At 52.0% G+C, this 25776-nt stretch carries 31 protein-coding genes and 1 pseudogene; 26 read left to right on the top strand and 6 right to left on the bottom strand.

Annotated features, from left to right (window positions below; translation table 11 throughout):
• Positions 1 to 136 precede the first annotated feature (136 nt).
• From KGP16_RS27190 to KGP16_RS27180, 3 genes are all read right to left on the bottom strand, one after another.
• Entirely contained in the window at positions 137 to 730 is a 594-nt protein-coding gene (locus KGP16_RS27190) for a hypothetical protein (RefSeq protein WP_223501663.1), read from the bottom strand.
• Positions 731 to 811: 81 nt separating this feature from the next.
• Positions 812 to 1189: a type II toxin-antitoxin system VapC family toxin gene (locus KGP16_RS27185; RefSeq protein WP_223501661.1), complete on the bottom strand. Its 378-nt coding sequence runs from the start codon at positions 1187 to 1189 to the stop codon at positions 812 to 814.
• Positions 1189 to 1392: a type II toxin-antitoxin system VapB family antitoxin gene (locus tag KGP16_RS27180; RefSeq protein ID WP_223501659.1), complete on the bottom strand. Its 204-nt coding sequence runs from the start codon at positions 1390 to 1392 to the stop codon at positions 1189 to 1191. The genes KGP16_RS27185 and KGP16_RS27180 overlap by 1 nt, the downstream gene beginning before the upstream one ends.
• Positions 1393 to 2428: 1036 nt before the next feature.
• Between KGP16_RS27180 and KGP16_RS27175 the strand changes: the two genes are divergently transcribed.
• From KGP16_RS27175 to KGP16_RS27165, 3 genes and pseudogenes are all read left to right on the top strand, one after another.
• Entirely contained in the window at positions 2429 to 2803 is a 375-nt protein-coding gene (locus KGP16_RS27175) for a hypothetical protein (RefSeq protein WP_223501652.1), read from the top strand.
• Positions 2804 to 2957: 154 nt separating this feature from the next.
• Positions 2958 to 3266, top strand: a pseudogene (gene trfA / locus KGP16_RS27170) (plasmid replication initiator TrfA); the annotation flags it as partial.
• Between the two features lie 72 nt (positions 3267 to 3338).
• Entirely contained in the window at positions 3339 to 3548 is a 210-nt protein-coding gene (locus KGP16_RS27165; protein WP_223501650.1) for a hypothetical protein, read from the top strand.
• 34 nt (positions 3549 to 3582) lie between these two features.
• Here KGP16_RS27165 and queF read toward each other — a convergent pair whose 3' ends face one another.
• From queF to KGP16_RS27150, 3 genes are read right to left on the bottom strand one after another with little or no spacing between them, the layout of a single operon-like run.
• A complete protein-coding gene (gene queF, locus KGP16_RS27160; RefSeq protein ID WP_223501649.1) occupies positions 3583 to 4398 on the bottom strand; it encodes an NADPH-dependent 7-cyano-7-deazaguanine reductase QueF in 816 nt (271 codons plus the stop codon).
• A gap of 10 nt (positions 4399 to 4408) precedes the next feature.
• Positions 4409 to 5272, bottom strand: a complete 864-nt coding sequence (locus tag KGP16_RS27155) for a queuosine precursor transporter (protein WP_223501647.1) — start codon at positions 5270 to 5272, stop codon at positions 4409 to 4411.
• The gene (locus tag KGP16_RS27150; RefSeq protein WP_223501646.1) at positions 5272 to 5865 is read right to left on the bottom strand and encodes a helix-turn-helix transcriptional regulator; all 594 of its coding nucleotides are present in this window, start codon (positions 5863 to 5865) and stop codon (positions 5272 to 5274) included. Before KGP16_RS27150 ends, KGP16_RS27155 begins: the two co-directional genes overlap by 1 nt.
• A 173-nt stretch (positions 5866 to 6038) precedes the next feature.
• On the opposite strand from KGP16_RS27150, the gene KGP16_RS27145 reads away from it, so the two are divergent.
• From KGP16_RS27145 to KGP16_RS27035, 23 genes are all read left to right on the top strand, one after another.
• Positions 6039 to 6242 (top strand): TraY domain-containing protein, encoded by a 204-nt coding sequence (locus KGP16_RS27145; protein ID WP_371822731.1) that lies wholly within the window; start codon positions 6039 to 6041, stop codon positions 6240 to 6242.
• Between the two features lie 352 nt (positions 6243 to 6594).
• Positions 6595 to 6813 (top strand): TraY domain-containing protein, encoded by a 219-nt coding sequence (locus KGP16_RS27140; protein ID WP_223501644.1) that lies wholly within the window; start codon positions 6595 to 6597, stop codon positions 6811 to 6813.
• 52 nt (positions 6814 to 6865) lie between these two features.
• A complete protein-coding gene (traA, locus tag KGP16_RS27135; RefSeq protein WP_223501643.1) occupies positions 6866 to 7216 on the top strand; it encodes a type IV conjugative transfer system pilin TraA in 351 nt (116 codons plus the stop codon).
• 149 nt (positions 7217 to 7365) lie between these two features.
• The gene (gene traL, locus KGP16_RS27130) at positions 7366 to 7671 is read left to right on the top strand and encodes a type IV conjugative transfer system protein TraL (protein WP_065684418.1); all 306 of its coding nucleotides are present in this window, start codon (positions 7366 to 7368) and stop codon (positions 7669 to 7671) included.
• A 14-nt stretch (positions 7672 to 7685) separates the two neighbouring features.
• Positions 7686 to 8252 carry a type IV conjugative transfer system protein TraE gene (gene traE, locus KGP16_RS27125; RefSeq protein WP_223501642.1) on the top strand — a complete coding sequence of 189 codons (567 nt, stop codon included), beginning with the start codon at positions 7686 to 7688 and terminating at the stop codon, positions 8250 to 8252.
• Positions 8239 to 8982, top strand: coding sequence for a type-F conjugative transfer system secretin TraK (traK, locus tag KGP16_RS27120; protein WP_223501640.1), 744 nt, complete (start codon positions 8239 to 8241; stop codon positions 8980 to 8982). The genes traE and traK overlap by 14 nt, the downstream gene beginning before the upstream one ends.
• Entirely contained in the window at positions 8969 to 10363 is a 1395-nt protein-coding gene (traB, locus tag KGP16_RS27115; protein WP_223501639.1) for an F-type conjugal transfer pilus assembly protein TraB, read from the top strand. The genes traK and traB overlap by 14 nt, the downstream gene beginning before the upstream one ends.
• A 21-nt stretch (positions 10364 to 10384) precedes the next feature.
• The gene (gene traV, locus KGP16_RS27110; RefSeq protein WP_223501637.1) at positions 10385 to 10927 is read left to right on the top strand and encodes a type IV conjugative transfer system lipoprotein TraV; all 543 of its coding nucleotides are present in this window, start codon (positions 10385 to 10387) and stop codon (positions 10925 to 10927) included.
• A 136-nt stretch (positions 10928 to 11063) separates the two neighbouring features.
• A complete protein-coding gene (locus KGP16_RS27105) occupies positions 11064 to 11303 on the top strand; it encodes a hypothetical protein (protein WP_223501634.1) in 240 nt (79 codons plus the stop codon).
• Positions 11300 to 11797, top strand: a complete 498-nt coding sequence (locus tag KGP16_RS27100) for a conjugal transfer protein TraP (RefSeq protein ID WP_223501632.1) — start codon at positions 11300 to 11302, stop codon at positions 11795 to 11797. Before KGP16_RS27105 ends, KGP16_RS27100 begins: the two co-directional genes overlap by 4 nt.
• Positions 11790 to 14417 carry a type IV secretion system protein TraC gene (gene traC, locus KGP16_RS27095; RefSeq protein ID WP_223501630.1) on the top strand — a complete coding sequence of 876 codons (2628 nt, stop codon included), beginning with the start codon at positions 11790 to 11792 and terminating at the stop codon, positions 14415 to 14417. The genes KGP16_RS27100 and traC overlap by 8 nt, the downstream gene beginning before the upstream one ends.
• A gap of 106 nt (positions 14418 to 14523) precedes the next feature.
• The gene (locus KGP16_RS27090) at positions 14524 to 14934 is read left to right on the top strand and encodes a hypothetical protein (RefSeq protein ID WP_223501629.1); all 411 of its coding nucleotides are present in this window, start codon (positions 14524 to 14526) and stop codon (positions 14932 to 14934) included.
• Complete coding sequence (gene trbI, locus KGP16_RS27085; RefSeq protein ID WP_218520561.1) at positions 14931 to 15278, top strand: type-F conjugative transfer system protein TrbI; 348 nt, start codon at positions 14931 to 14933, stop codon at positions 15276 to 15278. Before KGP16_RS27090 ends, trbI begins: the two co-directional genes overlap by 4 nt.
• Positions 15275 to 15931: a type-F conjugative transfer system protein TraW gene (gene traW, locus KGP16_RS27080; protein ID WP_223501627.1), complete on the top strand. Its 657-nt coding sequence runs from the start codon at positions 15275 to 15277 to the stop codon at positions 15929 to 15931. The genes trbI and traW overlap by 4 nt, the downstream gene beginning before the upstream one ends.
• 52 nt (positions 15932 to 15983) lie before the next feature.
• On the top strand, positions 15984 to 16931 hold the full coding sequence (traU, locus tag KGP16_RS27075) for a conjugal transfer pilus assembly protein TraU (RefSeq protein WP_223501726.1): 948 nt from the start codon (positions 15984 to 15986) through the stop codon (positions 16929 to 16931).
• A gap of 14 nt (positions 16932 to 16945) precedes the next feature.
• A complete protein-coding gene (gene trbC, locus KGP16_RS27070; protein WP_223501626.1) occupies positions 16946 to 17575 on the top strand; it encodes a type-F conjugative transfer system pilin assembly protein TrbC in 630 nt (209 codons plus the stop codon).
• A complete protein-coding gene (traN, locus tag KGP16_RS27065) occupies positions 17572 to 19446 on the top strand; it encodes a type-F conjugative transfer system mating-pair stabilization protein TraN (RefSeq protein WP_179251073.1) in 1875 nt (624 codons plus the stop codon). Before trbC ends, traN begins: the two co-directional genes overlap by 4 nt.
• Before the next feature lie 9 nt (positions 19447 to 19455).
• On the top strand, positions 19456 to 20199 hold the full coding sequence (traF, locus tag KGP16_RS27060) for a type-F conjugative transfer system pilin assembly protein TraF (protein WP_223501625.1): 744 nt from the start codon (positions 19456 to 19458) through the stop codon (positions 20197 to 20199).
• 16 nt (positions 20200 to 20215) lie between these two features.
• On the top strand, positions 20216 to 20479 hold the full coding sequence (gene traQ, locus KGP16_RS27055; protein ID WP_223501623.1) for a type-F conjugative transfer system pilin chaperone TraQ: 264 nt from the start codon (positions 20216 to 20218) through the stop codon (positions 20477 to 20479).
• Positions 20469 to 21035, top strand: a complete 567-nt coding sequence (gene trbB / locus KGP16_RS27050; RefSeq protein ID WP_223501621.1) for a type-F conjugative transfer system pilin assembly thiol-disulfide isomerase TrbB — start codon at positions 20469 to 20471, stop codon at positions 21033 to 21035. Before traQ ends, trbB begins: the two co-directional genes overlap by 11 nt.
• Positions 21032 to 22399, top strand: a complete 1368-nt coding sequence (gene traH / locus KGP16_RS27045; protein WP_223501620.1) for a conjugal transfer pilus assembly protein TraH — start codon at positions 21032 to 21034, stop codon at positions 22397 to 22399. Before trbB ends, traH begins: the two co-directional genes overlap by 4 nt.
• Positions 22399 to 25227: a conjugal transfer mating-pair stabilization protein TraG gene (gene traG / locus KGP16_RS27040; RefSeq protein ID WP_223501619.1), complete on the top strand. Its 2829-nt coding sequence runs from the start codon at positions 22399 to 22401 to the stop codon at positions 25225 to 25227. The genes traH and traG overlap by 1 nt, the downstream gene beginning before the upstream one ends.
• Before the next feature lie 8 nt (positions 25228 to 25235).
• Positions 25236 to 25751: a hypothetical protein gene (locus tag KGP16_RS27035; protein ID WP_223501618.1), complete on the top strand. Its 516-nt coding sequence runs from the start codon at positions 25236 to 25238 to the stop codon at positions 25749 to 25751.
• Positions 25752 to 25776: the final 25 nt, after the last annotated feature.

Below are 25776 nucleotides of genomic sequence, written 5' to 3'. Positions count from 1 at the left end.
AATTAACCATCGGTAGTCTGTTGTTCGCAATGTGCCTGCCGTGCTTCTGCCCAATTCTGATTGTCTTTGTTCCGTGCAAACGTCGATGCTTTTGCCAGAAGTCCGCGCCCTGCTTGAAATTGCCACTTTGTTACTTCTAGGGCTTTGGATAGAGTTCCATCCTGTATTTTGTTAAATTCAGATAATCCCAGTTATTCCTGCATACCCATTTCAGCACGTTTTCAGGCTGATGGATGTTTTTGTTAAATTGGGTCACTGTTTGTTCGTATCTTTCATCCGAGCAGATAGCACGCCAAAAAACATCATGAGTATTCTGGAGCTGCATGAGCATTGTGCCATCTAACGGGGAACGAAATGCAGTAATAGAGTTATCTGGATTGATGGCAAAGAAAAAATAATCCTCGGTCTCCAGCATGGTGTTGAGCACAGCCTGGATGATGGGGTTGCCGGAGGGAACAAGACCGTGATATGTCGCATGTCCATAAAATTCAAAAGCAAAATGAAGTACCGGTTCTTCCATTGTTCCAATAACAGAATGCCCAAAGTGCATCCCTTGCTGAGTGGACTCAGTAGGGATCGATATTTCTGGCCTCAAGGCAATGAACCCACATTTTTCGCCTCGTTCTTCTACATATCCAAAAGCAAAACATGGAGGGTTATCTAACATTAAATCTTCAATAAATAATGAGTTAACGCTTAATAGAGGTAAATACTTTTTGAGATCGCCCATTTTTTATTCCTTTCTGCCCGGCAACTATTTGTTTTGTCTTCTTGATTGTCTTTCGTACAAACACATTGGGTTTTGAATACGTCAATGAACCGGCTGATAGCTCGCATTAAGACGTTTAGCAAGCCTCTCAAGTCGCTTATCCAGCGTCCAGAGTCTCGCACCTGGTGTTATCAGGGTCGATGCAAGTAACGTAATATCAACCAGTCCACATCCAAGCCCGTACAGCTTCTCGTTTTCAATAAACGTCATAACTTCGGTAATATTAGCCTGATGACACTCTGGTAACAGCCCCAGATCGCCAATCGTTCGCAGTCTTGGCGCCGGTGGCGTTCCACAGGCTATCTCTGCCAGTATCATTGGGTGAATCAAAACCAGATCCCAACTCAGCAACTGAATCAATCCATCATTCCGGTTTCTGAAATGGTCAACCCAGACAGACGTATCAACCAAAATAGTCATTATGCGGATGGCTCCTCGCGGCGGCGATGGATCACCTGCATTTCAGGCGATGAGCCGCCAAGCGAAGCAAGCCTTTTTGCTGCCTGTACCCGAACAAACGTTTTCACTGCTTCCCGGAAAATATCAGCCTTGTCCATACCCGGATCTGCCATTTCCAGAGCCTGCGCATACAGCAAATCATCAATGGTGACTGTCGTTCTCATAAAATAGCCTCCCAAGAATTATATTGATGTTATTTTGCATCAAATTATACATCATGGCAATGGGCAATATGTGCATTTATACGGCAGCTAAAACGCGCTGTACGCGATTTTTCGGGGTAAGTTTGATTCAACACTTAAAAATCAATTTTATGGCGATTCAGGACGCAGGAAAACGAGAGGTTTGACCTTGTTGACACTCTCTGGTACTGCAAATCTGCTGTTTATTTTTGTTGAAGCTGGTTCAGTTGTGAAAACAATGTTCCCAAAATCACCACCACCGCTCGCCGCAAGAGCGGATTAGGGAGCGGCAACGCCGCGAGTCTGCCCGATCGAGGAAGCGGCATTTAGTCTGTTGGTACATGCAAACTCCGTCACTCAACGGCTAAAAATCCGCTCCCTTGCAGGATTTAAGTTATCCACAGGCTCAACTCTTATCGCACATACGCGAAGATTAAAAGATCATTATATTTTTTGATTATTAAAAGATTACTAGAAAAATGAATTGTTTTATTTTAAATATAAATCAATACATTATGTTTCTTATTGCTTTTTTTTGGTACTCGCTATCCCGTGATGTGGTACTCGCTATTTTTGTATTGATTTATCTATGTATTGGTTGTATTGTTATGTTCTGTTTTTTGATCGTGAGGTATCTGGTTATGTCTTTGGAGTTAGGGGAACCTCGAGCTGTGCTTAGGGGAAGAATGAAGTCTAATAGACAAAAAATCATTGAACTACGTACAGAGGGGTATTCTTTTGCGCAGATTGCGAAATGGTTGAGTAATAACGGGATTAAAGTGACTCCAGATGGGGTTAGAAAATTTCTTTTGAGAGAAGAAAGTAAGTAACTTTATTTCAGCCCCGCCCTCGCCAAAGTTAGGGGCTGACCAACGAAGAGGTATTACTATGTCGGCATTATCGATTGTAGTCTTGTGTGAGCGTCTGTGTAAAGGTGTGCTAGCCAGAATCCCTGCAATGTCAGCGGAGGAGTTAAATGATTTCCTCGATGTTCTGGCCTTTGTTAAGGCTGCTAAAAATGGCTGAATTACCAAAAGCACTTCAAGCCAAGATGGATGCTATTATAAAGGGTATCCAGCAAGCTAAGCGTTGTTATGCTGTTGAAGATCTTGTTCAAAACTTCACTGAATTGCCAGAATCTATCCCCGTCCTATCGGAACAGAAGCGAGCTGTCCCAAATGCGATTCTACGTTCATCGCTTTTTGGCGTGGTGGGGAAGGGGCATCGTGAGTATAAAGAAAATGAACTTAAAGCGAGTGTTCAGGGGTTAACTGTGAAGTTCACAGGGAAGCAGTTAGATCAAGCCGATTTGGATGTTTATCTTGAATGTATACGACGTTGTTCTAATTATGCATTAGGGGGGGGGTACGATTTTCAATCTATGATTTTTTAAAATCGATAGGTCGTAATACAGGAAAAAGTGATCATGAATGGGTAAAAAAATCTTTTTTGTGACTATCTGCTAATGCTGTTGAAATTGGTGATGGCCGTTTTTTTATCGAGGCAGTCTTCTAAATGAGGAGTTTAGCGATGAAAAAACAGATGATTTTGTGATTGCTTTGAATCCTAATATTGCTGCGTTTTTCTCTAGTGAGGTTTGGACTGGACTATCATTGTTTGAACGAAACAAGCTGAAAGGTAAATCATTAGCACAATGGTTGCACGGATTTTACAGTAGCCATGCAAGGCCGTTCCTGTACAAGATTGATACTATCAAAGATCTTTGTGGTAGCGATGTTCAACTATCAAAAAAAATCAAACAAATGCTAAAAAAATCTCTTTCCGATCTATCTTCCGCTACTGGTTGGAAGTGCTGGATTGACGATAACGATCTGGTTAATGTGAAGAAAAAATAATGTATTAGCGCCATCAGCGAGTGTTCGAGCACCCACTGATGGCTGACCATAACAACCTATCTAGGAGGCCGTATGGCTGCGTTTGATCCTACCCAAGATCGCCAGACGATCAATGTTTCTTTTTCTGACTTTGAAAGATTGGAGCAAAATCTATTTATTTCTAATAAGTTACTTGAGTTATCAGAGCGAGGGGTGTTTGTTAATCACCATATTGATTTGTTTTCTATTTTATCGCTGCTTATTTCCGATTCGATATCAATTATGAAGCATTCAGATTATTAATACTTGCGTGGCGGTTAATTTCCGCCACGATTTATTATTGGTTTTCCAACCTACCTACAGGTATTTCACTTTCAAAATCACTCCTGAATGGGTTGATGTCTAAACCACCTCGGCGAGTATATCGCGCAAAGACGGTTAATTTTTCTGGGTTGCAATACTTTTTTATGTCTGTAAATATTCTCTCAACACATTGCTCATGAAATTCGTTGTGCTTTCTAAATGAAACTATGTACCTTAATAATTTTTCTCTATCAATTGCATTGCCTTCATATTTTATGAAAACAGTGCCCCAATCAGGTTGGTTTGTCACCAAGCAATTTGATTTTAAAAGACGTGAGTAAATGGTTTCTTTTGCATTTTCTTCTCTGGTTGCATTTTCAAGAATGGATGGAGTGAATGAGTAATCAACAAAGTCTATATCTATATCATCTATGCAATCACCAACGGGTTCATTTATTTTGTTTGATCCTGTTGTTATTTTAACGCAAACGCTGCTTTTCGTTACTAGGCCAAGGTCGCTCTCGATTTTTTTTTGTAATTCATCTACAGATGATACTTTTGTTTGGTTGAAACTGTTTAAATATAGCTTAAATGATTTTGACTCTATCAAGAAAGGCGATTCACAGGGAACTTTTATTTCAGCTATCGCTACAAGTGGTTTGCCTTTTTGATTTAGCCATGATAGTTCAAATGCTGTCCATAGATCAAATCCATCAAAATTAAGTTTTTGACCATCTAACCCAATTTCATTTCTTCCAAGATCTCTTGGTATCGGATCTAGCAAACTACAGTCGTATAAATCAATATATTTTGATTTTTGCCCTAAGTTTTTAGTATTAATGCTTTTCATTATCCCACCATCATTTCATAACGATATGTTTGTTAAATAGCCATCTTACCCCGTAGATCGGAAAGACACCAATGAATGCGTATACTGTCTTTATAATAAACTGCGTTAATATCATAACTTCCATTACATTCCAGCTAAGGACTCCATAAAATGCAATAGTTATAAAAAGAATGCTATCTATTGCAGAAGCAATCAATGTGCTTGTTAGCACCCTTAAATAAAGATATTTTGAGTTTGTTAGTATTTTTAATTTGTATAAAAAATAGGCATTTACATTTTCAGATACAAGATAAGATACTGATGATGCTATCAAAATTGAAATGATACTTTTGACCATGCTGGAGAATTCAGAGTCCATATCCCAATCTGACATGGACGGTAGAAAACTAACAAGCCACAATGATGAACAGAAAAAAACGTTTACTATGAAGCTAAGTAGGATGGCTACTCTTGCTAATCGCAACCCGTAAAACTCATTTAAAATATCCACAAGTATGAATGATATTGGGTATGCAAAAATAGCGGCTGGAATTATCATGTTCAATAATTGAACTTCTACTATCTTTACTCCTGATATACTGCAAAATGTAAATAGTGATGTTAGAAATATACATATTACTGTGTAAATCATCCAGTAACTGTCGCGTCTATCTTTGATGTCATAAATAGTTTTTGTCTTTATTTCATTCTTATAAAGCTTTCTATATATCTCCCTGCTTTCTTTGTGGTTTAAATCATCTAAAATCTCGCTATTAACCAACTCATCCAATGGGATATCAAGCACTCTTCCAGTGGAAAACATCATTATGGTTGCTGTTGTTTTTCCATTCATCTTGAAACCAATTAGTTTGTACTTAATGTTGTACGTATTCATTAAAGCCTCTCTTCTATTATTACCCCGATAAGCTTTCCCTTTTTTGTGTTTTCAAATTTTTCATCTAAAACGACATTATTGTCTTCTGTCAAAATTAATTTAATTCCAACAGCGTTATTTGCTGGGAATCTTTTTATTATAAGTATATCTCCAATGGAAAATAGTTTGGAGTGATTACTGCCAATTTCCATTGCAATAATATTAGAGTCTGTTTCAAAATGATATGTTAATGGGTATTTAACAACTAACTCTCCGATAGGTTTGTTTAAGGTTTTAAGTAAATCCTTTTCAGGGATTACTGGGACCGCTGAGGGGTTTTTATTCCCAGATATATCCATTAATTGGTTTTTTAACTCAATTTTCTCTATGTCTGAATTTTCTATTACGTCGTAAGTCGTACCAAAAAAGTTCGCTACTTTTTCAACCGTTGAGTGCTGAACATTATTAACCTTACCATCAAGTATCCTGTACAGGGATGCCCTTGTAAGGTTGATCCGCTCAGCGAAGGAAAGCTTTGTTTCTCCTCTAGATCTTATTAAGTAGTTGATGTTTTTAATTATGTTTTCTTTTCTTTCATTATTTGACTGTGCCACTTATCTACTCTCAGCAGAATATGAACATTTCAAGTTTATACACAAAAAAAGCCAAAAAAAAAACAAAACTGTGATGTTTGTCACAATAAATACAAAAAAAGATACAATAAGAGTGTTTATGTGTATCATTTATTGATGGTTAACATGAGAACCCTACGAGAGGAATGGGAACAGTGAGCGAACCTAAGTATAAATCAGTATCAGTAGGTTTTCAGGTTTCGGCTGAGACAAACAAGCTTCTGACTGAGGCCGCAGAACGCAGCCGCAGGCCCAAGGCAAAGGAAGCTGAACTTCGCCTTACTGATCATTTAATAAATTTTCCGGATATCGCAACACCGGGGCGTCGTTTTGGTCATCAGAAGGATAGTCAAAAATGAAACATTTTTTATCTCAGTGACGTTGTTAGCACTTGGGTTGTCTGCGATGCCCGCACATGGGGTATTGGTTGAGTAGACCCGCTAGTTACCTGGACGGGCCCCTCCTCAGAACCGGACTTGCGGAACTACCGCATCCGGCTCCCGACAGACCAGTGTCCCCACACATATTCAGCGGGACTGGAACATTGATCGGGTTTTCCATAACGATGGATAACCCAGCATTTTCAGGATCAGATCTAGCTTTCCCCACGTCATCGGGCGGTGGCCGGCTGAGGTATTTCCGCACGTCCGGGTAACCTGCGGGTCTACTCACCCACAACCCCTATCTGCTTGTACGCTTTAAGGTGGCAGAATGATTAAACGACAATCTTCACGCGGTTCTATTGTAACTATGTCGATTTACTTAGATCCGGAAACCGATCTCAAGCTTCGTAAAGCAAAAGATCGGAGTGGTCGTTCCAAGTCAGCAGAAGTGTTAATCCGGCTTCGTGATCATTTGGGAAAACATCCTGATTTTTATAACGCAGAACTTGCGGAGGTGATGAACAATAAGACGGAACCAAAATCCTGATTTATCAACGTAACGATGTAATTAACTCACAAACTATCGAAGGAACAATGAAATGACAGAAGTCTCTGTGATGAATGCAACACCGGCACCCGCTGCTAAAAAGAAATTCAGTAAATTTGGCGTTCTCAAAGCGCTGAAGTTCGGTCTGCCAATTGCGGCGGTGTCGGCTTTCTTCCCAGAAACGGTGATGGCAGCCGGAGCCGGTAAAGACCTGATGGCAAGCGGCGACGGTACCGTTAAGAGCACCTTTGGGTCCGGTTCAAGCGTGGTGAAATGGGTCATCCTGGCTGAGGTGCTGGTCGGAGGGGTGATGTATATGACCACCAAGAACCTCAAGTTCCTTGCCGGCTTCGCCATTCTGTCGGTGTTTATCGCCATCGGTATGTCTGTCGCCGGGTACTAATTCCCCGTTAGTGGAAATAGAAAGCGTCCCTGATTATTAATTTTATTTAATTTCGAATGCGTTTATTCGCGTTCACAGGATTGCTTTGACTGAATTCTGGTGGGCAGAGATTTCTCGGCTGCCCACCAGTTATCCGGAGGCCTATTTAAATGGCAGACGAGTCTCTCAAAAAATACCGATTCCCCGAAACGCTCACCAATCAAGGGCGCTGGTTTGGTCTGCCTGTGGACGAACTCATCCCGGCCATTATTTGCCTGGGATGGGGGATCTGGTCGCAGCATTACCTTTTGGGGATTGTCGCGGGCGTCCTGGCGTATCTGGCCATTAAGAAACTGAAAAAAGGGCGTGGCAGTACATGGCTGCGGGACCTGGTGTACTGGTATATGCCGACTTCCCTGTTGAGGGGCATTTTCCACGACGTACCAGACTCCTGCTATCGGCAGTGGATCAAATAGACAGGATTATTCAGATGGATCATGGAGCACGCCTCAGTACACAGCGCGTTATCGCCATCGGGTTTCTCTCGCTGGGGACGCTATTGCTGCTGAGCCTCAGCACCAACGTCATTCAGGGGATCAATAACTATCGCCTGCAGAACGAACAAAAGGTGGCGGTTACGCCGATGCTCTACAACGCACCGTTCGCCGTATCACAGAATCAGGCCGATGCGTCGTACCTGCTACAAATGGCCCTCTCTCTCATTGCCTTGCGCGTCAACGTCACGCCGGAAACCGTGGATGCCTCACACGAACAATTGCTGATGTATGTCCGTCCGGCCTCCCAGAACGCGTTAAAAATCAAACTGGCAGAAGACGCCACGCGGATCAAGGACAACAACGTTAACTCGGCCTTCTACATGACCAGCGTGAAGGTGTATCCGGGCAGCAGCCGCGTTGACGTTCGCGGACAGTTGAAGACCTGGATTGGCGATTCCAAACCTTACCCCGAGCTTAAGCAGTACGTCTTGCAGTTCGAACGCCAGGACGGGGTTAGCTGGCTGGTTCACTTCGGAGAAATTAGCGATGAACAAAAATAGCCGTATTACGCTGACCGCGTTGCTGATGCTGGTTACCGGGCATACAGCGGCAGCACCGGCGGCGGTGTCCGCTACTGTCGTGCCGCTGGCGAACGGGGGGCAAGCGAGTATCGCTGTCAGTAACACTGACCCCAATCTGTTTACCGTGGCCGGAGACCGCGTGACAGCACTGACCAGCCTCGACGGTGAACTGACCAGGCAAGAGCAGACCGCCAGCGGCGGCGTCATCGTCAGCACCCTCAACAAAAAACCGTTCACCTTCATTCTGGAAACGGAACGCGGCCTGAATTTCTCTGTGCAGGCGGTGCCCCGTGCGGGTGTGGGCCGGACGATACGTCTGGTCAGTGAACTCTCTGGTACCGGTGACGCGGCGCGGAGCTGGGAAGAATCTTCCCCGTATGAAGCCATGCTGGTGTCGCTGAGTCAGCATCTGCTCGGCGGCAAGCTGCCGTCTGGTTGGCAGAGTATTCCAGTGACGAACGAACTGCTGAACGCCCCCGTGGGCCTGGTCGCCCGCGCTGAGCGCGTATGGGTGGGCAACCATTTGAAGGTGGTCAGCTATCGCGTCACCAACAGCACCTCCAGTGCCCGCAGCCTGACAGAGAGTGACTTCTGGCAGCACAGCATCCGGGGTGTGCTGTTCGCCGAGCCTGCACATCAGGTGATGGCGGGCGGTGCACTGCAGGTCTTCATCATCAGTGGCGGAGGGGCAGTGGATGGCCAGTATTAATGCAGTCGTAAAACGTAAACAGTTTATCTGGCTGGGGATTGTATTGGCCACCCTCGGCGTGGTCGGGGGGGGGGGCTGGTATCTGGCGGAAGCCCGTTATGAGGGAAGCGAAGCAGCGCCCGCGACGGACGAGCCGGCCCCGGACATGACCGGCGTGGTGGACAGCACCTTTGACCAAAAGGTGCAGCAGCATGCGACGACCGAAATGCAGGCGACCGCCGCTGGCATGCAGAAACAGTACGACGCGATGCGTCGTGAGATGGAGTTGCTGAGTAAGGGGCAGGCGGACTACCAGCGCCAGATTGACAAACTCAACGGGGATAACGCGGCGTTGGCGGCGCAGGTGAGTGCGCTGGGGGCGAAACCCGTCACCGGATCGGGCGAACCGGCACCGCAGCCACCATCACCGCCACCGGGACCAGAAGGTGAGCCGCAGCCCGTGGGTTTCCCGCCGCAGGGCAGGGGCGCGGTACCCCCGCCGACAGCTTTCTATCCCGGTAATGGCGTGATGCCACCGCCGCAGGTGAGTTATCAGTCCATCCCGGTGCCAAATCAGGTGCGACGTAAAACGTTCAGCTATGGCGACGGGAACAAAGGCCCCTCGCTGCCGTATATCCCTTCTGGCAGTTTTGCCAAGTCGATGCTGATTGAAGGGGCTGATGCCAATGCGTCCGTCACCGGGAATGAATCCACGGTGCCGATGCAGGTGCGCCTGACCGGACGGGTTGAGATGCCCAACAGCAAAACCTACGACCTGACCGGCTGCTTTGTCGGCCTGGAAGCCTGGGGCGACGTTTCCAGTGAGCGGGCCATCGTTCGCACACGCAACATCAGTTGCCTGAAACACGGCGTCACCATCGACCAGCCGATTGCCGGGCATGTGAGCTTTATGGGCAAAAACGGCATCAAGGGCGAAGTGGTAATGCGCAACGGAAAAATTCTCGGTTGGGCCTGGGGCGCCGGCTTCGTTGACGGTATCGGGCAGGGGGCGCAAACCGCCTCTCAACCGGCAGTGGGTCTGGGGGCAACCGCGTCGATAGGGGCCGCGGATGTCCTGAAAATGGGCATTGGCGGAGGGGCATCGAAAGCCGCTCAGACGTTGGGTGACTATTACATCAAACGCGCGGAGCAGTATCACCCGATCATCCCTATCGGGGCGGGTAATGAGGTCACTGTGGTCTTCCAGGATGGCTTCCAGCTGAAAACCATTGAAGAGCTGGCGCAAGAGGCTTCACAGCCAAAAACAGAGGGCGAAAGCAGTAGTCCGGTGCCATCGCCATCCATGCCCAACAACATGAATGGATTTAATACCGACCAGATGCTCCAGCAGTTGGGGAAAGTCAACCCGAACCAGTTTATGCCCGGCACTGGGGCACAGTAATCACGCACAGAGGAACCGACCATGAACAAGATACCGCTACTCACGTTGACCCTGGGCAGCATCCTGACCTTGTCAGGCTGTGCAGGGACGTCTAGCGACTTTGAATGCAATGCCACCACGTCAGATACCTGTATGACCATCGAACAGGCAAACGAAAAAGCCAAACGGCTGGAAGAGGGCAGTGGGGTAAAGCCGGATGTGGCCGCGTTGCCTCGACTGGCTGAAGGCAACTTCCGCACGGTCTCTGCGCAGCCACTGGCAACACCGACAACCCCGGTAACGACGATCGCCATGACGTCCGTGAGCACGCCGCGTCAGAATGCGCCGTTTACCCGCAGTGTGCCAGTGACAACTCCGCCCACCGCGACCGTCACCTATCAGCCACGGCCGGTGTCGATATCGACTCACGACATGATTGTCGACCCTCGACCATTGCGTGTGGGCGAAAAGACGGCAGGTCTGTGGATTGCGCCCTATATCGATACGCAAGACGTCTATCACCAGCCGACTCGGGTGTTTTTTGTTGTTAAACCGTCAGCGTGGGGACAACCGCGCGTTCAATGACGTATTCCCCCTGTAAAGGGGGCTTTTTCAAAATCCGGTTCTATCACGCGTGCCCTGAAACGTGAAAAGGGATGGGCGGTAGCGTGTCCTGAGATGCATGCCGCACCAGGCCAGATCCAAACAAGGAGACTGTAGAATGAAAGCGAATAAGTCGGGTGAGTCAGGAAATTTCGTGGTGCTGGCTGAAAGTCAGGAAGAGCTGGGATGTGGCAAAACGGCTATAGGTGTTGAGGTTGTGCGGGTGTTTCTGGCGCACGCTGATGTCAGCCAGCTTAAAGAACAGTACAGCGGCGAGGCGGGTGAAACGTTCGCTAAGGCGATACACGAGAACTGCACTGCCAGGGTTTCGTTAAAACAGAATAAGGAACATAAATGATGAACAAAACGCTGTACGGCGTGCTGCATGCACTGAGATGGTTGGGCTGGCTGATTAAGTACGTTTTCATCTGGCCAGCCGCCATGCTGATGCTGTTGCTTATCATGCTGTTCTGGCTGGATAACACTACGCCGGGCACCCTGATGGCGGAGGAAATCGCGTCAGTTTCCTGGAACGCGCAGACGGGGGAATACCGCATCCCTGTTTGTGCGGAAAGGACGGTTGGTACGGCGGTTACAGACGTCATGGGGGCCGCGCCCACGGATGTTTGTCGCGATACGGTACTGACCAACGCGGAAGGCTATGCGGCGCACATTGACGGATCACTGCGAGTGCTGCAAACGTTATGGGTGGTGTTCGGGCTTTTCTTTGTCTTAGGGGCGTTTGCCCTTGGATGCCGCCCGTTCACCTACCGGACATGCCGTCCAGGAGTGAAATTGGCGGCGACGCCTGTAACGGTTGAGGAAAGCCAAAAGGGTGGTCGCCATGAGTAGCCCAATGGACGCGGTGACCCGCACGGTCAATGCGTTGGTCACTGCGCTGAAAATGCCCGATGACTCGGCGAAAGCCAATGACATTCTCGGGCAGATGAACTTCCCGCAGTTCAGCCGTCTGTTGCCATACCGTGATTATGACGCCCAAACCGGGCTGTTTATGAATGACAAAACGATGGGGTTTATGCTGGAAGCCCAGCCCATCAATGGTGCGAATGAGACCATTGTCTCGTCACTCGAAAACCTGATGCGCACCAAACTGACCCGGGAGGTACCGCTGGCCATCCACCTGGTGTCCAGCCCTCTGGTGGGGCAGGACATCCAGTACGGTCTGCGCGAATTGTCCTGGACCGGCGAAGAAGCCGACAAATTCAACGCCATCACCCGTGCCTATTACCTGAGAGCGGCGGAAGAGGGGTTTCCCCTGCCAGAACACCTTAATCTGCCGCTGACCCTGCGTAATTACCGAGTCTATTTCTCCTGCTGCGTCCCCCGCAAACGGGGCAGCAAGGCCAGCGTGATGGAGTTGGAGAACCAGGTGAAAATCATCCGCGCGTCCTTGCAGGGAGCACAGATTGTGACCCGGGGCGTGGATGCCGATGCCTTCATCCGCATCGTGGCGGAAATGGTGAACCACAATCCAGATGCGCTGTACACCAAGGATCGTGAACTAGATCCGCTCAAGGACCTGAACTATCAGTGCGTGGATGACAGCTTTGACCTGAAGGTGAAAGCGGATCACATGACGCTGGGCCTGCGTGAGAACGGGAAAAACAGCACGGCACGTATCATGAACTTCCAACTGACCCGCAACCCGGAAATGGCGTTTCTGTGGAATACGGCTGACAACTACAGCAACCTGCTGAGTCCGGAGCTGTCCATTTCCTCTCCGTTTATTCTGACCTTGATCCTGTCGGTAGAAGACCAGGTGAAGGCCCAGAATGAGGCCAACCTGAAATTTCTCGACCTGGAGAAAAAATCTAAAAACAGCTACGCCAAATTTTTCCCGGGTGTGGTTCAGGAGGCGCAGGAATGGGGTGACCTTCGCCAGCGGTTGGCCTCGGGTCAGTCTTCACTGGTGAGTTATTTCCTGAACATCACTGTTTTCTGCCGGGATGAACAAGAAACCGCGCTTAACGTGGAGCAGGACGTGCTGAACAGCTTCCGTAAAAACGGATTCGAGCTCATTTCCCCGCGTTTTAACCAGATGCGTAACTTCCTGGCTAGCCTGCCGTTCACCGCCGGTGGCGGTCTGTTTAAGCAGTTGAAAGCGTCCGGTGTCGTGCAGCGTGCCGAAAGTTTTAACGTGGCCAACCTGCTGCCCGTGGTGGCTGATAGCCCGTTGGCCACCGCCGGGCTACTGGCACCCACCTACCGCAACCAACTGGCATTCATCGATCTGTTCAGCAAGGGAATGGGCAACACCAATTTCAACATGGCGGTCTGTGGCACGTCAGGGGCCGGGAAAACCGGTCTTATCCAGCCGCTTATCCGCAGCGTGATCGACTCCGGTGGGTTTGCGGTGGTGTTTGATATGGGCGATGGCTACAAATCCCTGTGCGAAAACATGGGCGGTGTGTACCTCGATGGCGAGAGCCTTAAGTTTAACCCGTTTGCCAACGTCACCGACGACACCATCAATGAGATGGCCGAGCGTCTGCGTGACCAGTTGTCGGTGATGGCCAGCCCCAACGGGAATCTGGATGAAGTCCATGAAGGCCTGTTACTCAAGGCGGTGAAAGCCACCTGGTTGTCGAAGAAAAATCAGGCACGCATTGATGACGTGGTGGACTATCTGGTGATGGCTCGTGACAGTGAAGGATACGAAGGGTCGCCGACTATCCGCAGCCGTCTGGACGAAATGGTGGTGTTGCTCACCCAGTACACCCGTGATGGTGTGTACGGCAATTATTTCAATTCGGATGAACCGTCGCTGAGGGATGATGCGAGGATGGTGGTACTGGAGCTGGGCGGTCTGGAAGACCGGCCGTCGCTACTGGTTGCGGTGATGTTTTCGCTCATTCTTTATATCGAAAACCGCATGTACCGCACGCCACGCAGCCTCAAAAAGCTCAATGTAATTGATGAAGGCTGGAGACTGCTGGATTTCAAAAACAACAAGGTCGGGGCCTTCATCGAAAAAGGCTACCGTACCGCCCGCCGTCATACAGGCTCGTACATCACCATCACCCAGAATATCGTCGACTTCGACTCGGACACCGCTTCCAGTGCGGCGCGCGCGGCCTGGGGGAACTCGTCGTACAAAATCATTCTCAAGCAGTCAGCCAAAGAATTTGCCAAATACAACCAGCTTTATCCAGATCAGTATTCGCAGATGCAGCGCGACATGATCGCCCGTTTTGGCAACGCAAAAGACCAGTGGTTCAGCAGTTTTATGCTGTCGGTGGAGCACCTCACTTCCTGGCACCGGCTGTTTGTCGACCCGCTTAGCCGGGCAATGTATTCGTCAGACGGGCCGGACTTTGAGTTTGTGCAGCGTCGTCGACAAGAGGGATTGACCATTCACGAAGCCGTCTGGGAACTGGCCTGGCAGAAGTCCGGCCCGGAAATGGCGTCGCTGGAGCGGTGGTTGCAGGAGCATGAGGGGATAACCCTTTGACTGCGCATCGTTCTGAAAAGCCAGAGATACATGGAGTATCTGCGCACTGTGACTACGTATCAAATCCCTGCCAGCGGTTGCGCGGGGCATTAAGAAGGAAACATCGATGTTTGTGAAGAGAAAAACCTTTGATGCCTGCTTTCATCAGCTCACCAGTTGCAGGCTCTTATTGTCCGCCAATCATGAATCGCTTGCGCAGTTGCGCTCAGCGGCAGAGGTCGGTGGTGGGATTTATAAACGCATCCTGGAATGTCGTGAAATGGCTGAAGGCGTTCGTCGTATGACGACGCCCGGCAGTGACCAGCGTCGCCTGCTTGACCATCTGGTCTATATGGATGGATGGCTATTGCAACTGGCGAACGCATTGCCGCTAAGCGGGCATACGCGGCAAATACGGCAGGCGGTATTGAACGGCGACGTTGCAGGGATATACGAGGGTGAACATTGGCTGGGGGCGGTGATGGAACAACAAACCGAGCTCCAGGAGCGAGTGCGCATTGCAGGAGGGAAAACGTGAAAAAAACAACAGTACTTACGGTGTCACTCATCGCCGGCACGCTGCTCGCCAGCGCCGGTATCAGTTGGCTCACTTGTCGCCTGAATGCCCCTGTGGTGGCGGCATTTAACATGAAGTCCACGGTGGATGCCTTCTTTGAAAGCACCACACGCCGGTCGCTGGACGAGGCGCAGACCAAGGCGCTGTCAGAGCGCTTTAATGCCGCGCTCGAAGCCAGCCTGCAGGATTGGCAGACCCGTCACAACGGTCTCATCCTGGTGGCGCCAGCGGTTGTGCAGGGCGCACCGGACATTACCCGCGACATCCAGAAGGACGTGGCCCGCCGGATGAAGGCCTCCTCATGAGGGCGGTCGTTGCCCTGAGCCTGACGTTGTTTGCGGGCAGCGCACTGGCCACGGATTTGGGGACGTGGGGCGACCTCTGGCCTGTGGCCGAGCCGGACATGCTGAGCGTTATCGAGCAGCGACTGCAGTCCCTGCAGCAATCCGGGGAAATGGACAAAAAGATGACAGAGTTTAAAGACCGTGTGGTGCGCAATAGCCAACGTCCACCGGCTGTGGAAGGGATAACGCGTGCCTTGCGCTACGAACGGCGCTGGTTCGACCCGAGTATCCGCCTGGACAAGGACGTGTCCGATCATGAAGGCCGGGTGTTTGCCCGGGCCGGTGAGGTCTTTAATCCCCTGAACGTGGTGCCGTTCAACGAGACCCTGATGTTCATTGATGGCGACGACGCAGAGCAGGTGGCCTGGGTGGCGCGTCAAAAACCGGCGACGCTGATTGCCCGCATCATCCTGGTGAAAGGCAACATCCCTGAGACGTCGGAAAAGCTCGATAGCCGTATCTTCTTCGACCAGAACGGGGCACTGACGACCCGCTTCGCCATCAGCGAAGTGCCGGCCCGCGTGACGGCAGCACCCAGCGGGCTGCGCCTGAAGGTGGAAGTTATCCCGCCGGAGATGACGCAGTACGACAGCCAGGGAGCAACGCATGAGTAAGGTGCTGGCCACCCTGGGTGGTCTGTTATTACTGGGGGTGAGCTACGGGGCGATGGCGGTGCCGGGCGCAGGAGCCGTGGCCTGTGAGGGGCGGTTTGTTAATCCGATCACCGATATCTGCTGGCGCTGCATGTTTCCGTTGTCGCTCGGCAGTGTGCAGGTGACCGGTGGTGACCTGCCGGACACACCCAACCCCGCCAGTCCCATTCAGTTCTGCCCGATGCCGCCGCCGATATTCCAACGCATCGGACTGGCCATCGGGTTCTGGGAGCCCATGGCCATGACGGACGTGACCCGCTCACCGGGCTGCATGGTCAATCTTGGCGGGTTCTCCATTAATCTCGGCAAGATGGGTATGGGCACCGCGAAGAAGGACGACAAGCAGGTCAACGGCGCGTTCTACCATGTGCATTGGTACAAATACCCGCTGACTTACTGGCTCAACATCATCACCTCAATGGGGTGTTTGCAGGCGGGTGACCTGGATATCGGGTATCTGTCCGAGATTGACCCCACCTGGGGGGACAGCGCTCTAACGTCCATTCTGAACCCGGAAGCGGTGATTTTTGCCAACCCGATAGCCCAGGGGGCCTGCGCGGCAGACGCCATTGCCAGCGCGGTGGGCATGCCGCTCGACCCGTTGTTCTGGTGTGCCGGTTCGCAGGGCTCGATGTACCCCTTTAACGGCTGGGTGAGCAATGAGTCCAGCCCCCTGCAGTCGTCGGTGCTGCTCAGCGAGCGCATGGCGTTCAAGTTGCACAGGCAGGGGCAGGTGCTGGAGAGTATCGGCGCAGACGGTGCCGTCTGCCAGCAGTATCCGTCCCCCATCATCCCGAAATCGCGCTGGCGTTATCAGATGGTGAACATGATCCCCGATGTGCTGCAGTGCCATCCGTTCGGGCGCACCGTGATGCGCTGGGAAGTGGGACACAATCTCCCGTCAACGCGAAAAAACTACGGCTACCTGTTGTGGCGCAAACGTAACTGCGTCTTCCTCTGAGAAAGGATCTCCTGATGAATACCCTACACCGACTGGCGGCAGCGATATGGCTGTCGGCCTACTGCACCTCTGCGCTGGCCACCGGGATACACGAGGACAACCGAGAGTTCCTGCGCCAGCAGGAAAATCTGAGTAACCAGCTGCGCCAGCAGGACAATGCGCCGCTGCGCCAGAGGCTGGAACAGCAGGTACGCCAGAACCCCCTGTCCGGAGGAGACCGGCAGTTTATCGACGGCCTGAAACAAGGACAGATGGACGCCCAATCCGATAAACCGGCGCAGGGGGCGCTGTACTTCGTGTCGTTCTCCATTCCCGAAACCGGCCTTAAACGCATGCTGTCGGAAGCCCGCCGTTTCGGTATTCCGGCGACACTCCGGGGGATGGTGCAAAACGACATGAAAACCACGGCTGACGCCATCATGGCGCTGGTCAAAGACGGCAGCACAGACGGGGTGGCGATTGACCCCACTCGCTACCGCGAGTACGGCATCACCAGCGTGCCGTCTCTCGTGGTGTTCTGCCCGGCGGGTCACGATGTTATCCGGGGCAACCTGCGGCTCAAGCAGGCGCTGGACAAAGTGGTCGAGAAGGGCGACTGCCGGGATGAAGCCCGCCGTCTGCTGGAAGAAGGAGCGAAGAAATGAACCGCGTGTGCCTGGTTTCTGTGGCCGTGCTCCTCATGGTGGGGATGGCCAACGCGCAAACCGATGCGGATGCGCAGTACAAAGCCGGGGCTGATTTTGCCCGTGAGATAAAGGGCAAAGGTGACAGCAGCCTGAACAACTTCAATCCGGCCGACAGTATCCCGAACTACACCGACTCCCCCGGCGAGAAAAATTACTACGGGGGCGTGAAGGCGACCAGCGATGGCGCATTGAAAACCGACGGCGGTCACGCCTGGAGCCAGACCGAAGCGGGGAAAGCGGTGACCGACTCCATGATGAATAACCCGAAGGAACCGATTTCACCGGATGCGCCGTTCATCCAGTCCGGGAAGGAGGTTCAGTCCCAGGCAGACACCATTATCGGTAAAACGGGACAGCTGCAGTGTGAAGCCCAACAGATCAACCGCAGCGAATTCACGCGCCATGTGTGCGAACGCGATACGGCGGTGCTGCGCACCTGCGAACGCGCTGCTGAAATCGGTGGTTATTACGATACCCGTGATGAAACGAGGAACGGTCACTATGGACGCCAGAATATTAATTGGTGGCGTGAGGGAGGCATCATTCGCGGGCAGTTCTCAGCGCCGTTTACTGGCCCTGTTCATTGGGCGTCGTTAAATAATGAAGTGATGAATGACCTTCATTCTATCAGTTTCCCCATAACCGTCTCGATATGGGGAAATAACATTCACTATGGAAACAAGGATTGGGGAGTGAGAAGTATCAACACTGCCGGTTTAATGCTTACGCAAGGCCAACCCGTCGATATCGTTATTTCCGTAGATGGAGGAGGGGGCAGCAATCAAAGTAGCATCGTTGATTCGGTGCTTAATCTGCTTAAGAACGGCGGCCGTTGGGAATATGTCTTCGACATCGATTTTACCGGTAGCACCAAAGTGCAATTCTGGGTGCCCACCACCTCAGTACCGGCGGAATGCGCGCTGGCACAGGAAGCCGGTGCTGTGAAGGTCAATACCGTATGCAGTGAACCGGGCGGTGAACGTCCGGTGGTGGTTAACGGGCAAACCTATATCGTCGGTGCCAGCTGCTGGCGTTTTACCGATACGTATCGCCTGCAGGAAGTCGATGTGGGCAGTTGCGGAAAGTTTGCCAACAACCCGGCCTGCACGGTGGCGGAGCATGCCTGCGCGTTCAATGACGAACAGGGGGCCTGTCTGCGCGAGAACGTGACCTACTCCTGTGAACAACGCACCACCGGCACGGTGATGATTTGTGGCGGCGAGACCTTCTGTCTCGATGGTGAATGTGAACGTGCTCAGAAGGGAAAAAACAATGATTTCGCGCCGGTGGTGTCGGCGCTGGCGGCCCTTGCAGCGGCGGGGAAAGACGTGGCAGACCTCAACGGCGTGAATGTACGCGCATTCACCGGCAGTGCGAAGTTTTGCAAGATGGCGGCGGCAGGATTCAGTAACTGCTGCAAAGACTCGGGCTGGGGGCAGGATATCGGGATTGCCAACTGCAGCACCGAAGAGAAAGCGCTGGGCAAAGCCAAAGAGAAGCAACTCACCGTCAGCGTCGGGGAGTTCTGCTCGAAAAAGGTGTTGGGTGTGTGTCTGGAGAAAAAACGCGGTTACTGCCAGTTCGATTCAAAACTGGCTCAGATTGTTCAGCAGCAGGGGCGTAATGGCCAGTTGCGTATCGGCTTCGGGGCTGCCAAAAGCCCGGACTGCCGGGGTATCACCCAGACCGAACTCCAGCAGATTAAATTCGACAATCTCGACTTCTCCAACTTCTTTGAAGATTTACAAAACAACCAGAACATCCCCGACAACAACGCGCTGACGGAACGTGTCCGTGAGCAGATAGCCACGCAGTTGCAGAGTAAGTAAGGCGGCCATATGAAAAAACGACTCTCCGTGACGGCGGCCGCGCTGCTGCTCAGCCTGCCGGTGCTGGCGAAGGATGCCGGCTGGCAGTGGTACAACGAAAGCCTGAAGCGGAAAACGGAAGAACCGCCCACGGCCACAGCACCGCCCGCACAACCGGACATCATGGAAAAACTGGCCACGCTGCAACAGGCCACGAAACGGGCGATGTATGAAGCCATCCTGTACCCGGGCGTGGAAAACTTCACCCGCTATTTCCGGTTGCAGAATTACTGGACGCAGCAGGCCGGATTGTTCTCGATGAGCGCCAAAAAAGCCATGCTGGTGCACCCGGAACTGGACTACAACCTGCAGCACAGCCACTACAACGGCACCGTGCGCAATCAGCTGGCGGCGGATTTTGCCGACCAGCGCCGGGCTATCGAAACACTGGCTCAGCATTACGGGGTGATGTTCTTCTACCGGGGGCAAGATCCCATCGACGGACAACTGGCGCAGGTGATCAAGAACTTCCGCGAAACCTATCACCTGAGTGTTATTCCGGTGTCCGTGGACGGCATCATCAATCCGCTGTTGCCCGACAGCCGCGTTGACGCTGGCCAGGCCGAGCGTCTGGGTATTCGTCACTTCCCGGCGCTGATGCTGGCCGACCCGAAAAGCGGCACCGTGAAGCCCGTGTCCTACGGGTTTATCAGTCAGGACGACCTGGCCAAACAGTTCCTGAACGTTTCCACCGATTTTGCCCCCAACTTTTAGTTTTCGGAGAGTCTGTATGCGTAAATTCCGCTTTCGTCTGCCTGAGTTTGACAACGTCGGGCTGTGGATACTGACACTGGGCGTCTGGTTTCACATTGTTTCCCGCCTGATCCGCCCCAATCCATCAATGGCCATTTTGCTGGCGCAGATTATCGGGGTGTCGCTCACCCTGTGGGGAGGCTACCGCATCCTCAACGTCTGGATTGCCCGGGCACGGGCGGCAGAGCAGGACGCCACCGACCGTAGGCCGGTAACAGGAGCTGAACACCATGAAGGTTAAACCACTGTTACTGTTGACCGTACTGTGTGTCTGCCCTCCGGCCATTCAGGCAAGCACGATGGACGAACTTCAATCGTTATGGAGTCCCAAAGGCCTTGGCGCCGCCGCACCTGAAACCAAAACAGAAACCCCAGCATCTGCCGCGACGGCGGTCACTGCAGCTCCAGCCCGCCAACCGGTCTGGTTCCGGCTGAGCAACGGGCAGCAGGCCAACCTGGCGGAATGGAAGGTGGTGCTGTTTATGCAGGGGAGTTGCCCGTATTGCCACAAATTCGACCCGGTGCTGAAGTCGCTGTCTGAACGCGTGGGATTTGGCGTGATGGCCTACACCATTGATGGGCACGGCGACGAAGCGTACCCCGAAGCCTTACCGGTGCCGGCAGATGTTATGCGGACATTCTTCCCCAACCTGCCGGTCGCTACCCCCACCACGTTTCTGGTTAACGTGAACACCCTGGAAGCGTTGCCGCTGTTGCAGGGGGCCACTGACGAGCAGGGCTTTATGGCTCGTCTCGATACCGTGTTGCAGATGCGTCAGGGAGGGCGCGCGCTATGATGAAAACCCCACGGGCCGCCCTGTGTGCGGCACTGCTGACGTTGTCGGTGACGGCTGCAGCCGATGTGAACAGCGATATGAATCAATTTTTTAACAAACTCGGATTTGATTCCAACACCAGTCAGCCCCAGGTCTGGCAAGGGCAGGCGGCAGGTTACGCCTCCGGTGGATCGATGTATGCCCGCACCCAGGTGAAAACCATCCAGCTGGTCTCGATGACCCTGCCGGACATTAACGCCGGCTGCGGTGGTATCGATGCCTACCTGGGTTCGTTCAGCTTCATCAACAGCGAGCAGCTGCAGCGGTTCGCCAAACAGATCATGTCCAATTCTGCCGGGTACTTCTTTGACCTCGCCCTGCAGACCACCGTACCGGAAATCAAAACTGCCAAAGATTTTCTGCAGAAAATGGCCAGCGACATCAACAGCATGAATCTCAGCTCCTGTCAGGCCGCACAGGGCATTGTCGGCGGGCTGTTCCCGCGCACGCAGGTTTCCCAGCAAAAGGTCTGTCAGGACATTTCCGGAGAGAGCAACATGTTTGCCGACTGGGCGGCCTCACGGCAGGGCTGTACCGTGGGCGGCAGCCTGGACAAGGTCCGTGATAAAGCGAGTGATAAAGATAAAGAACGCATTACCAAAAACATCAATGTTATCTGGAGTGCGCTCGGTAAAAACCGGATGTTTGACGGCAACAAGGAACTGAAAGAGTTCATCATGACCCTGACCGGCACGATGGTGTTTGACGAAAACGGCAACATCACCCCGCTGCCCGCCAGAACCACTGACCGTGACCTGATACGCGCCATGATGGAAGGCGGCACGGCGCGGGTGTACCACTGCAACGACAGCGATAAATGCCTGAAGGTGGTGGCGGATTCGACGGTCACCATCAGCGAGAGAAACGCGCTCAAAAATCAGATTAAAGACATCCTCGCCGGCATTCAGAACAAGGCCGTGACCGATGAGAAGCTCACCGAAAAAGAGAAGGGCTTCATCACCAGTACCACCATCCCGGTATTTAAATACCTGATCGACCCGCAAATGCTGGGGGTGTCGAACAGCCTGGTGTATCAGCTGACCGATTACATCGGTTACGACATCCTGCTGCAGTACATTCAGGAACTGGTTCAACAGGCACGGGCCATGGTGGCCACGGGGAATTATGACCAGGCAGTGATTGAGAGCATCAACAACAACCTCAACGAAGCGACCCGCCAGATAGCGTCATTCCAGGCGCAGGTGCAGGTCCAGCAGGATGCACTGCTGGTTGTGGATCGGCAGATGAGCTACATGCGTCAGCAGGTCTCGGCCCGCATGCTGCAACGCTATCAGAATAATTACCACTTCGGGGGGGCGCGCTAATGCAGGAAATCTATGTCATTGCCGGCGGCGATTGGCTGCGGGCGACCCTCAATGCCATCGTAACCTTCATGAACGGCGGCAGTTGGGCGACGATACAACGCATGGTGATCGCTTTTTCAGTGCTCCTGGTCGCGGTGAACTGGATACGCCGCCACAGCGTGATGGATATGCTGGGTTGGGCCGGAGTGATGGTACTGATATCCCTGCTGGTCGGGGTGCGCACGCCCGTGCAGATCATCGACAACAGCGACCTGACACGGGTTTATCAGGTGGACAACGTGCCGGTGGGGCTGGCGCTGCCCGCTTCACTGACTACCAAAATCGGTTATGCCCTGGTACAGGGCTATGAAATGGTGTTTTCGCAGCCCGACAGCGTCACCTACAGCAAGACCGGGATGATATTTGGGGCGAATCTGGTGTCGCGCAGTACCGACTTTCTGTCGCAGAACCCGGAAATCACCACGCTGTTTACCGACTACGTCCAGAACTGCGTGATGGGTGATATTTTCCTGAACGGGAAATACAGCATGGAAGACCTGATGAACAGCCCCGATCCCTACACGCTGATTTTCTCCCGGCCCAGCCCGCTGCGCGGTGTGTTCAACGACAAAAATCAGTTCATGACCTGTGAGGAAGCGGCCGCTGTTATCAAACCGAAGCTGGCGCTCGATACGCAGACCGGCGGCAAGACCTGGAGCTACTATGTACGTCAGGCATTTGGTGGCCGCCCGAACCCGGATGCGTTGTTTAGCCAGATGGTGGGCGACAGCTACAGCTATTTCTACGGGGCTGGACAGGGTGCCGCGCAGATTATGCGTCAGAACGTCACCATGAACGCGGTGCGCAACGGCATCATGAGCTACGCAGCCCGTAACGGCGACACTGCGAGCCTGCTCAATATTTCCACCACCTCGTCGATGGAAAAACAACGGCTGGCGCATGCCACTGTCGGACAGGTGGCGTTGCGCTCCCTGCCGATGTCGCAAACGCTGATTGTGGGGCTGACGATTGGGCTGTTCCCGCTGATGATTTTAGGTGGGATGTTCAATGCCGTGACGCTGAACGTGCTCAAGGGCTACGTGCTGGCCATCATGTGGGTGCAGAGTTGGCCGCTGTTGTATGCCATCCTGAACAGCTGCATGACGTTTTACGCCAAAGCTAACGGCTCGCCGGTGGTGCTGTCTGAACTCTCACAGGTGCAGATTAAATATTCCGACCTCGCCACCACGGCCGGTTACCTGTCGATGCTGATCCCGCCCCTGGCGTGGGGCATGCTCAAGGGACTCGGGGCGGGCTTCTCGAGCCTGTACAGCCATCTGGCGTCCTCAGCCATCAGCCCTGCAGCCACGGCAGCGTCCGGCGCGGTCGACGGCAACTACTCTTACGCCAATATGCAGACCGAGAACGTCAGCGGCTTCAACTGGAACACCAACAGCTCGACGGTGTTTGGGCAGATGAGCCACCAGTTGGGGAATGGTGCAATGACCACCCGCACCCGTGGCGGTGATACGGTGGTGGACAGCTCCGGGGCCATGTCAAAACTGCCGGTTGATATCAACGTGTCGCGCCAGATTGCGAGTGCGCAGCAGCAGATGTCCCGAGAGTCTGAGTCTCAGGCGCAGACGGCAATGAGCGGGTTTAACAGCAGTATCAGTAGTGCCTGGAACTCCCTGCAGCAATTTACCGGCCAACGCGGCAACAGCAGCACGACGACCCAGGGTGCCGACAGTTCGCAGGGCGGACAATCAACCATGATGGCCGGCAAAATGCGCAGCGCCGTAGAAAGCTATGCCAAAGCCAACAACATCAGCGAAGACCAGGCCACGCAGGAACTGGCTCAACGGTCGGTAAATTATACAGCAGGACTGAACGCCTCAATCACAGGTAAAGGCAGTATGGGAGTTAAGATACTTGGTACTGGTGCGACAGTGGAAACAGCAGTAAGTGGAAAGGTTAGTCGAGACGGGGTAGATCACGATAGTCACTCCGCCAGTTCAGGAACCCGGGCCAGTCAGGATGCCCGCCACGATGCCAGCGCCCAGGCGGCGTCGGACTTCAAAGAGGGTATGGACTATTTTACCAGCCAGAAAACCAGCGAATCCGGTAGCCACAGCCAGAACAATGCCGATTCACGGGTAGACCAACTGGCGGCCTCGCTGAACAGCGCGAAAAGTAGCTACACCCAGTACAGCGATGCACACACTCGCAGTCATGAATATGCGGAGATGGCCTCGCGTACGGAGACGATGTCCGGGCAGATGAGCGAAAACCTGACCCAGCAGTTTGCCAACTTTGTGGCGAAACGCGCCCCGGATAATGCCGAAGCGATCCTGACCAACACCAGTTCACCGGAAGTCGCGGCGCAGCGTTCGGCGCTGGCACGGGAGTTTGTGAATGAGCAGGTGGCACCGGGCGTTGACGCGCACTATACCAGCGGAAAAGCCGCACTGGGCAGCGGAATGGGGACGGTCTCCGGCGGTGGTAATACGGATGCGGTACTGGCCGATTTTGCGAACAATAGCCAACAAATAGACCGCCATACGACCAATGCTGGCATCGCTAATAACGTTGGTGATAAAGTGGACACAATGATTAGTGGTAATAAAAACGCGCAGACGGAAACTCGTCATAAGATAGAGGGTCAGTCGAGTGAAATCAGTGACCAGCATGACAGTTTGAAAGAGAATCACTCTGAAGTGCGAGCAACACAGAATAAAAAATATTCTGACGAGAAAGACAAGCAGACAAGTATTCCGGGGGCATCTTCGAAGGGAGAACTCATGGAACGGGCGAGGGAAGCACAGGATCAGTTTAATAAGAAAAAGTGAGGTCAGTAATGCTAACGCAAAAGATCATCCGGCAGGAAATAGAAGAACTGAAGGCGATTATGGCCAGTGACTCACTAGTTGTTCCTAGCATGTGGGAATGTGCAAAACCCGGAGTATTAATCCTACTGTGGTTGTTTATTTGCCCCCTGTTGGCGTTCTCATTAAGCGACGTAATTTTATCAGAAGTGGCTAGTGCCGTGGGTTTTAGTACATTTATTGGTTTTATCATTGCGTTTGGGATTACAAATGGATTGGGTATGGTCTATGCAGTGCCAAGGCATTTTAGGGAGAAGTCAATTGTAATGATGTTAATTCAACGTAAGGTGGTCAAGTATTCTACAGTGTACATGTTAACTGTGTTTGCTTTGGCTTTATTTGGTGCTTTCGGTATTCGTGATTCTTTTGGCTATTTGATGCCTCTAATGTTTATTACCGGTGGTTTTGTATTCTTTTTTAATGCAGACATCTCCCGTTATAAACTTTCTGCATTCACCGAGATCGTGAAAGCCGTTAAAGCACAATAATTGCACCCTGCCTGCTGGGGCGACT

This window comes from Serratia sp. JSRIV006 (genome assembly GCF_019968685.1).
Taxonomy (GTDB): domain Bacteria; phylum Pseudomonadota; class Gammaproteobacteria; order Enterobacterales; family Enterobacteriaceae; genus Chania; species Chania fonticola_B.
Note: the sequence above shows the minus strand (reverse complement) of the source record. Positions and strands in the feature narration are given on the sequence as shown.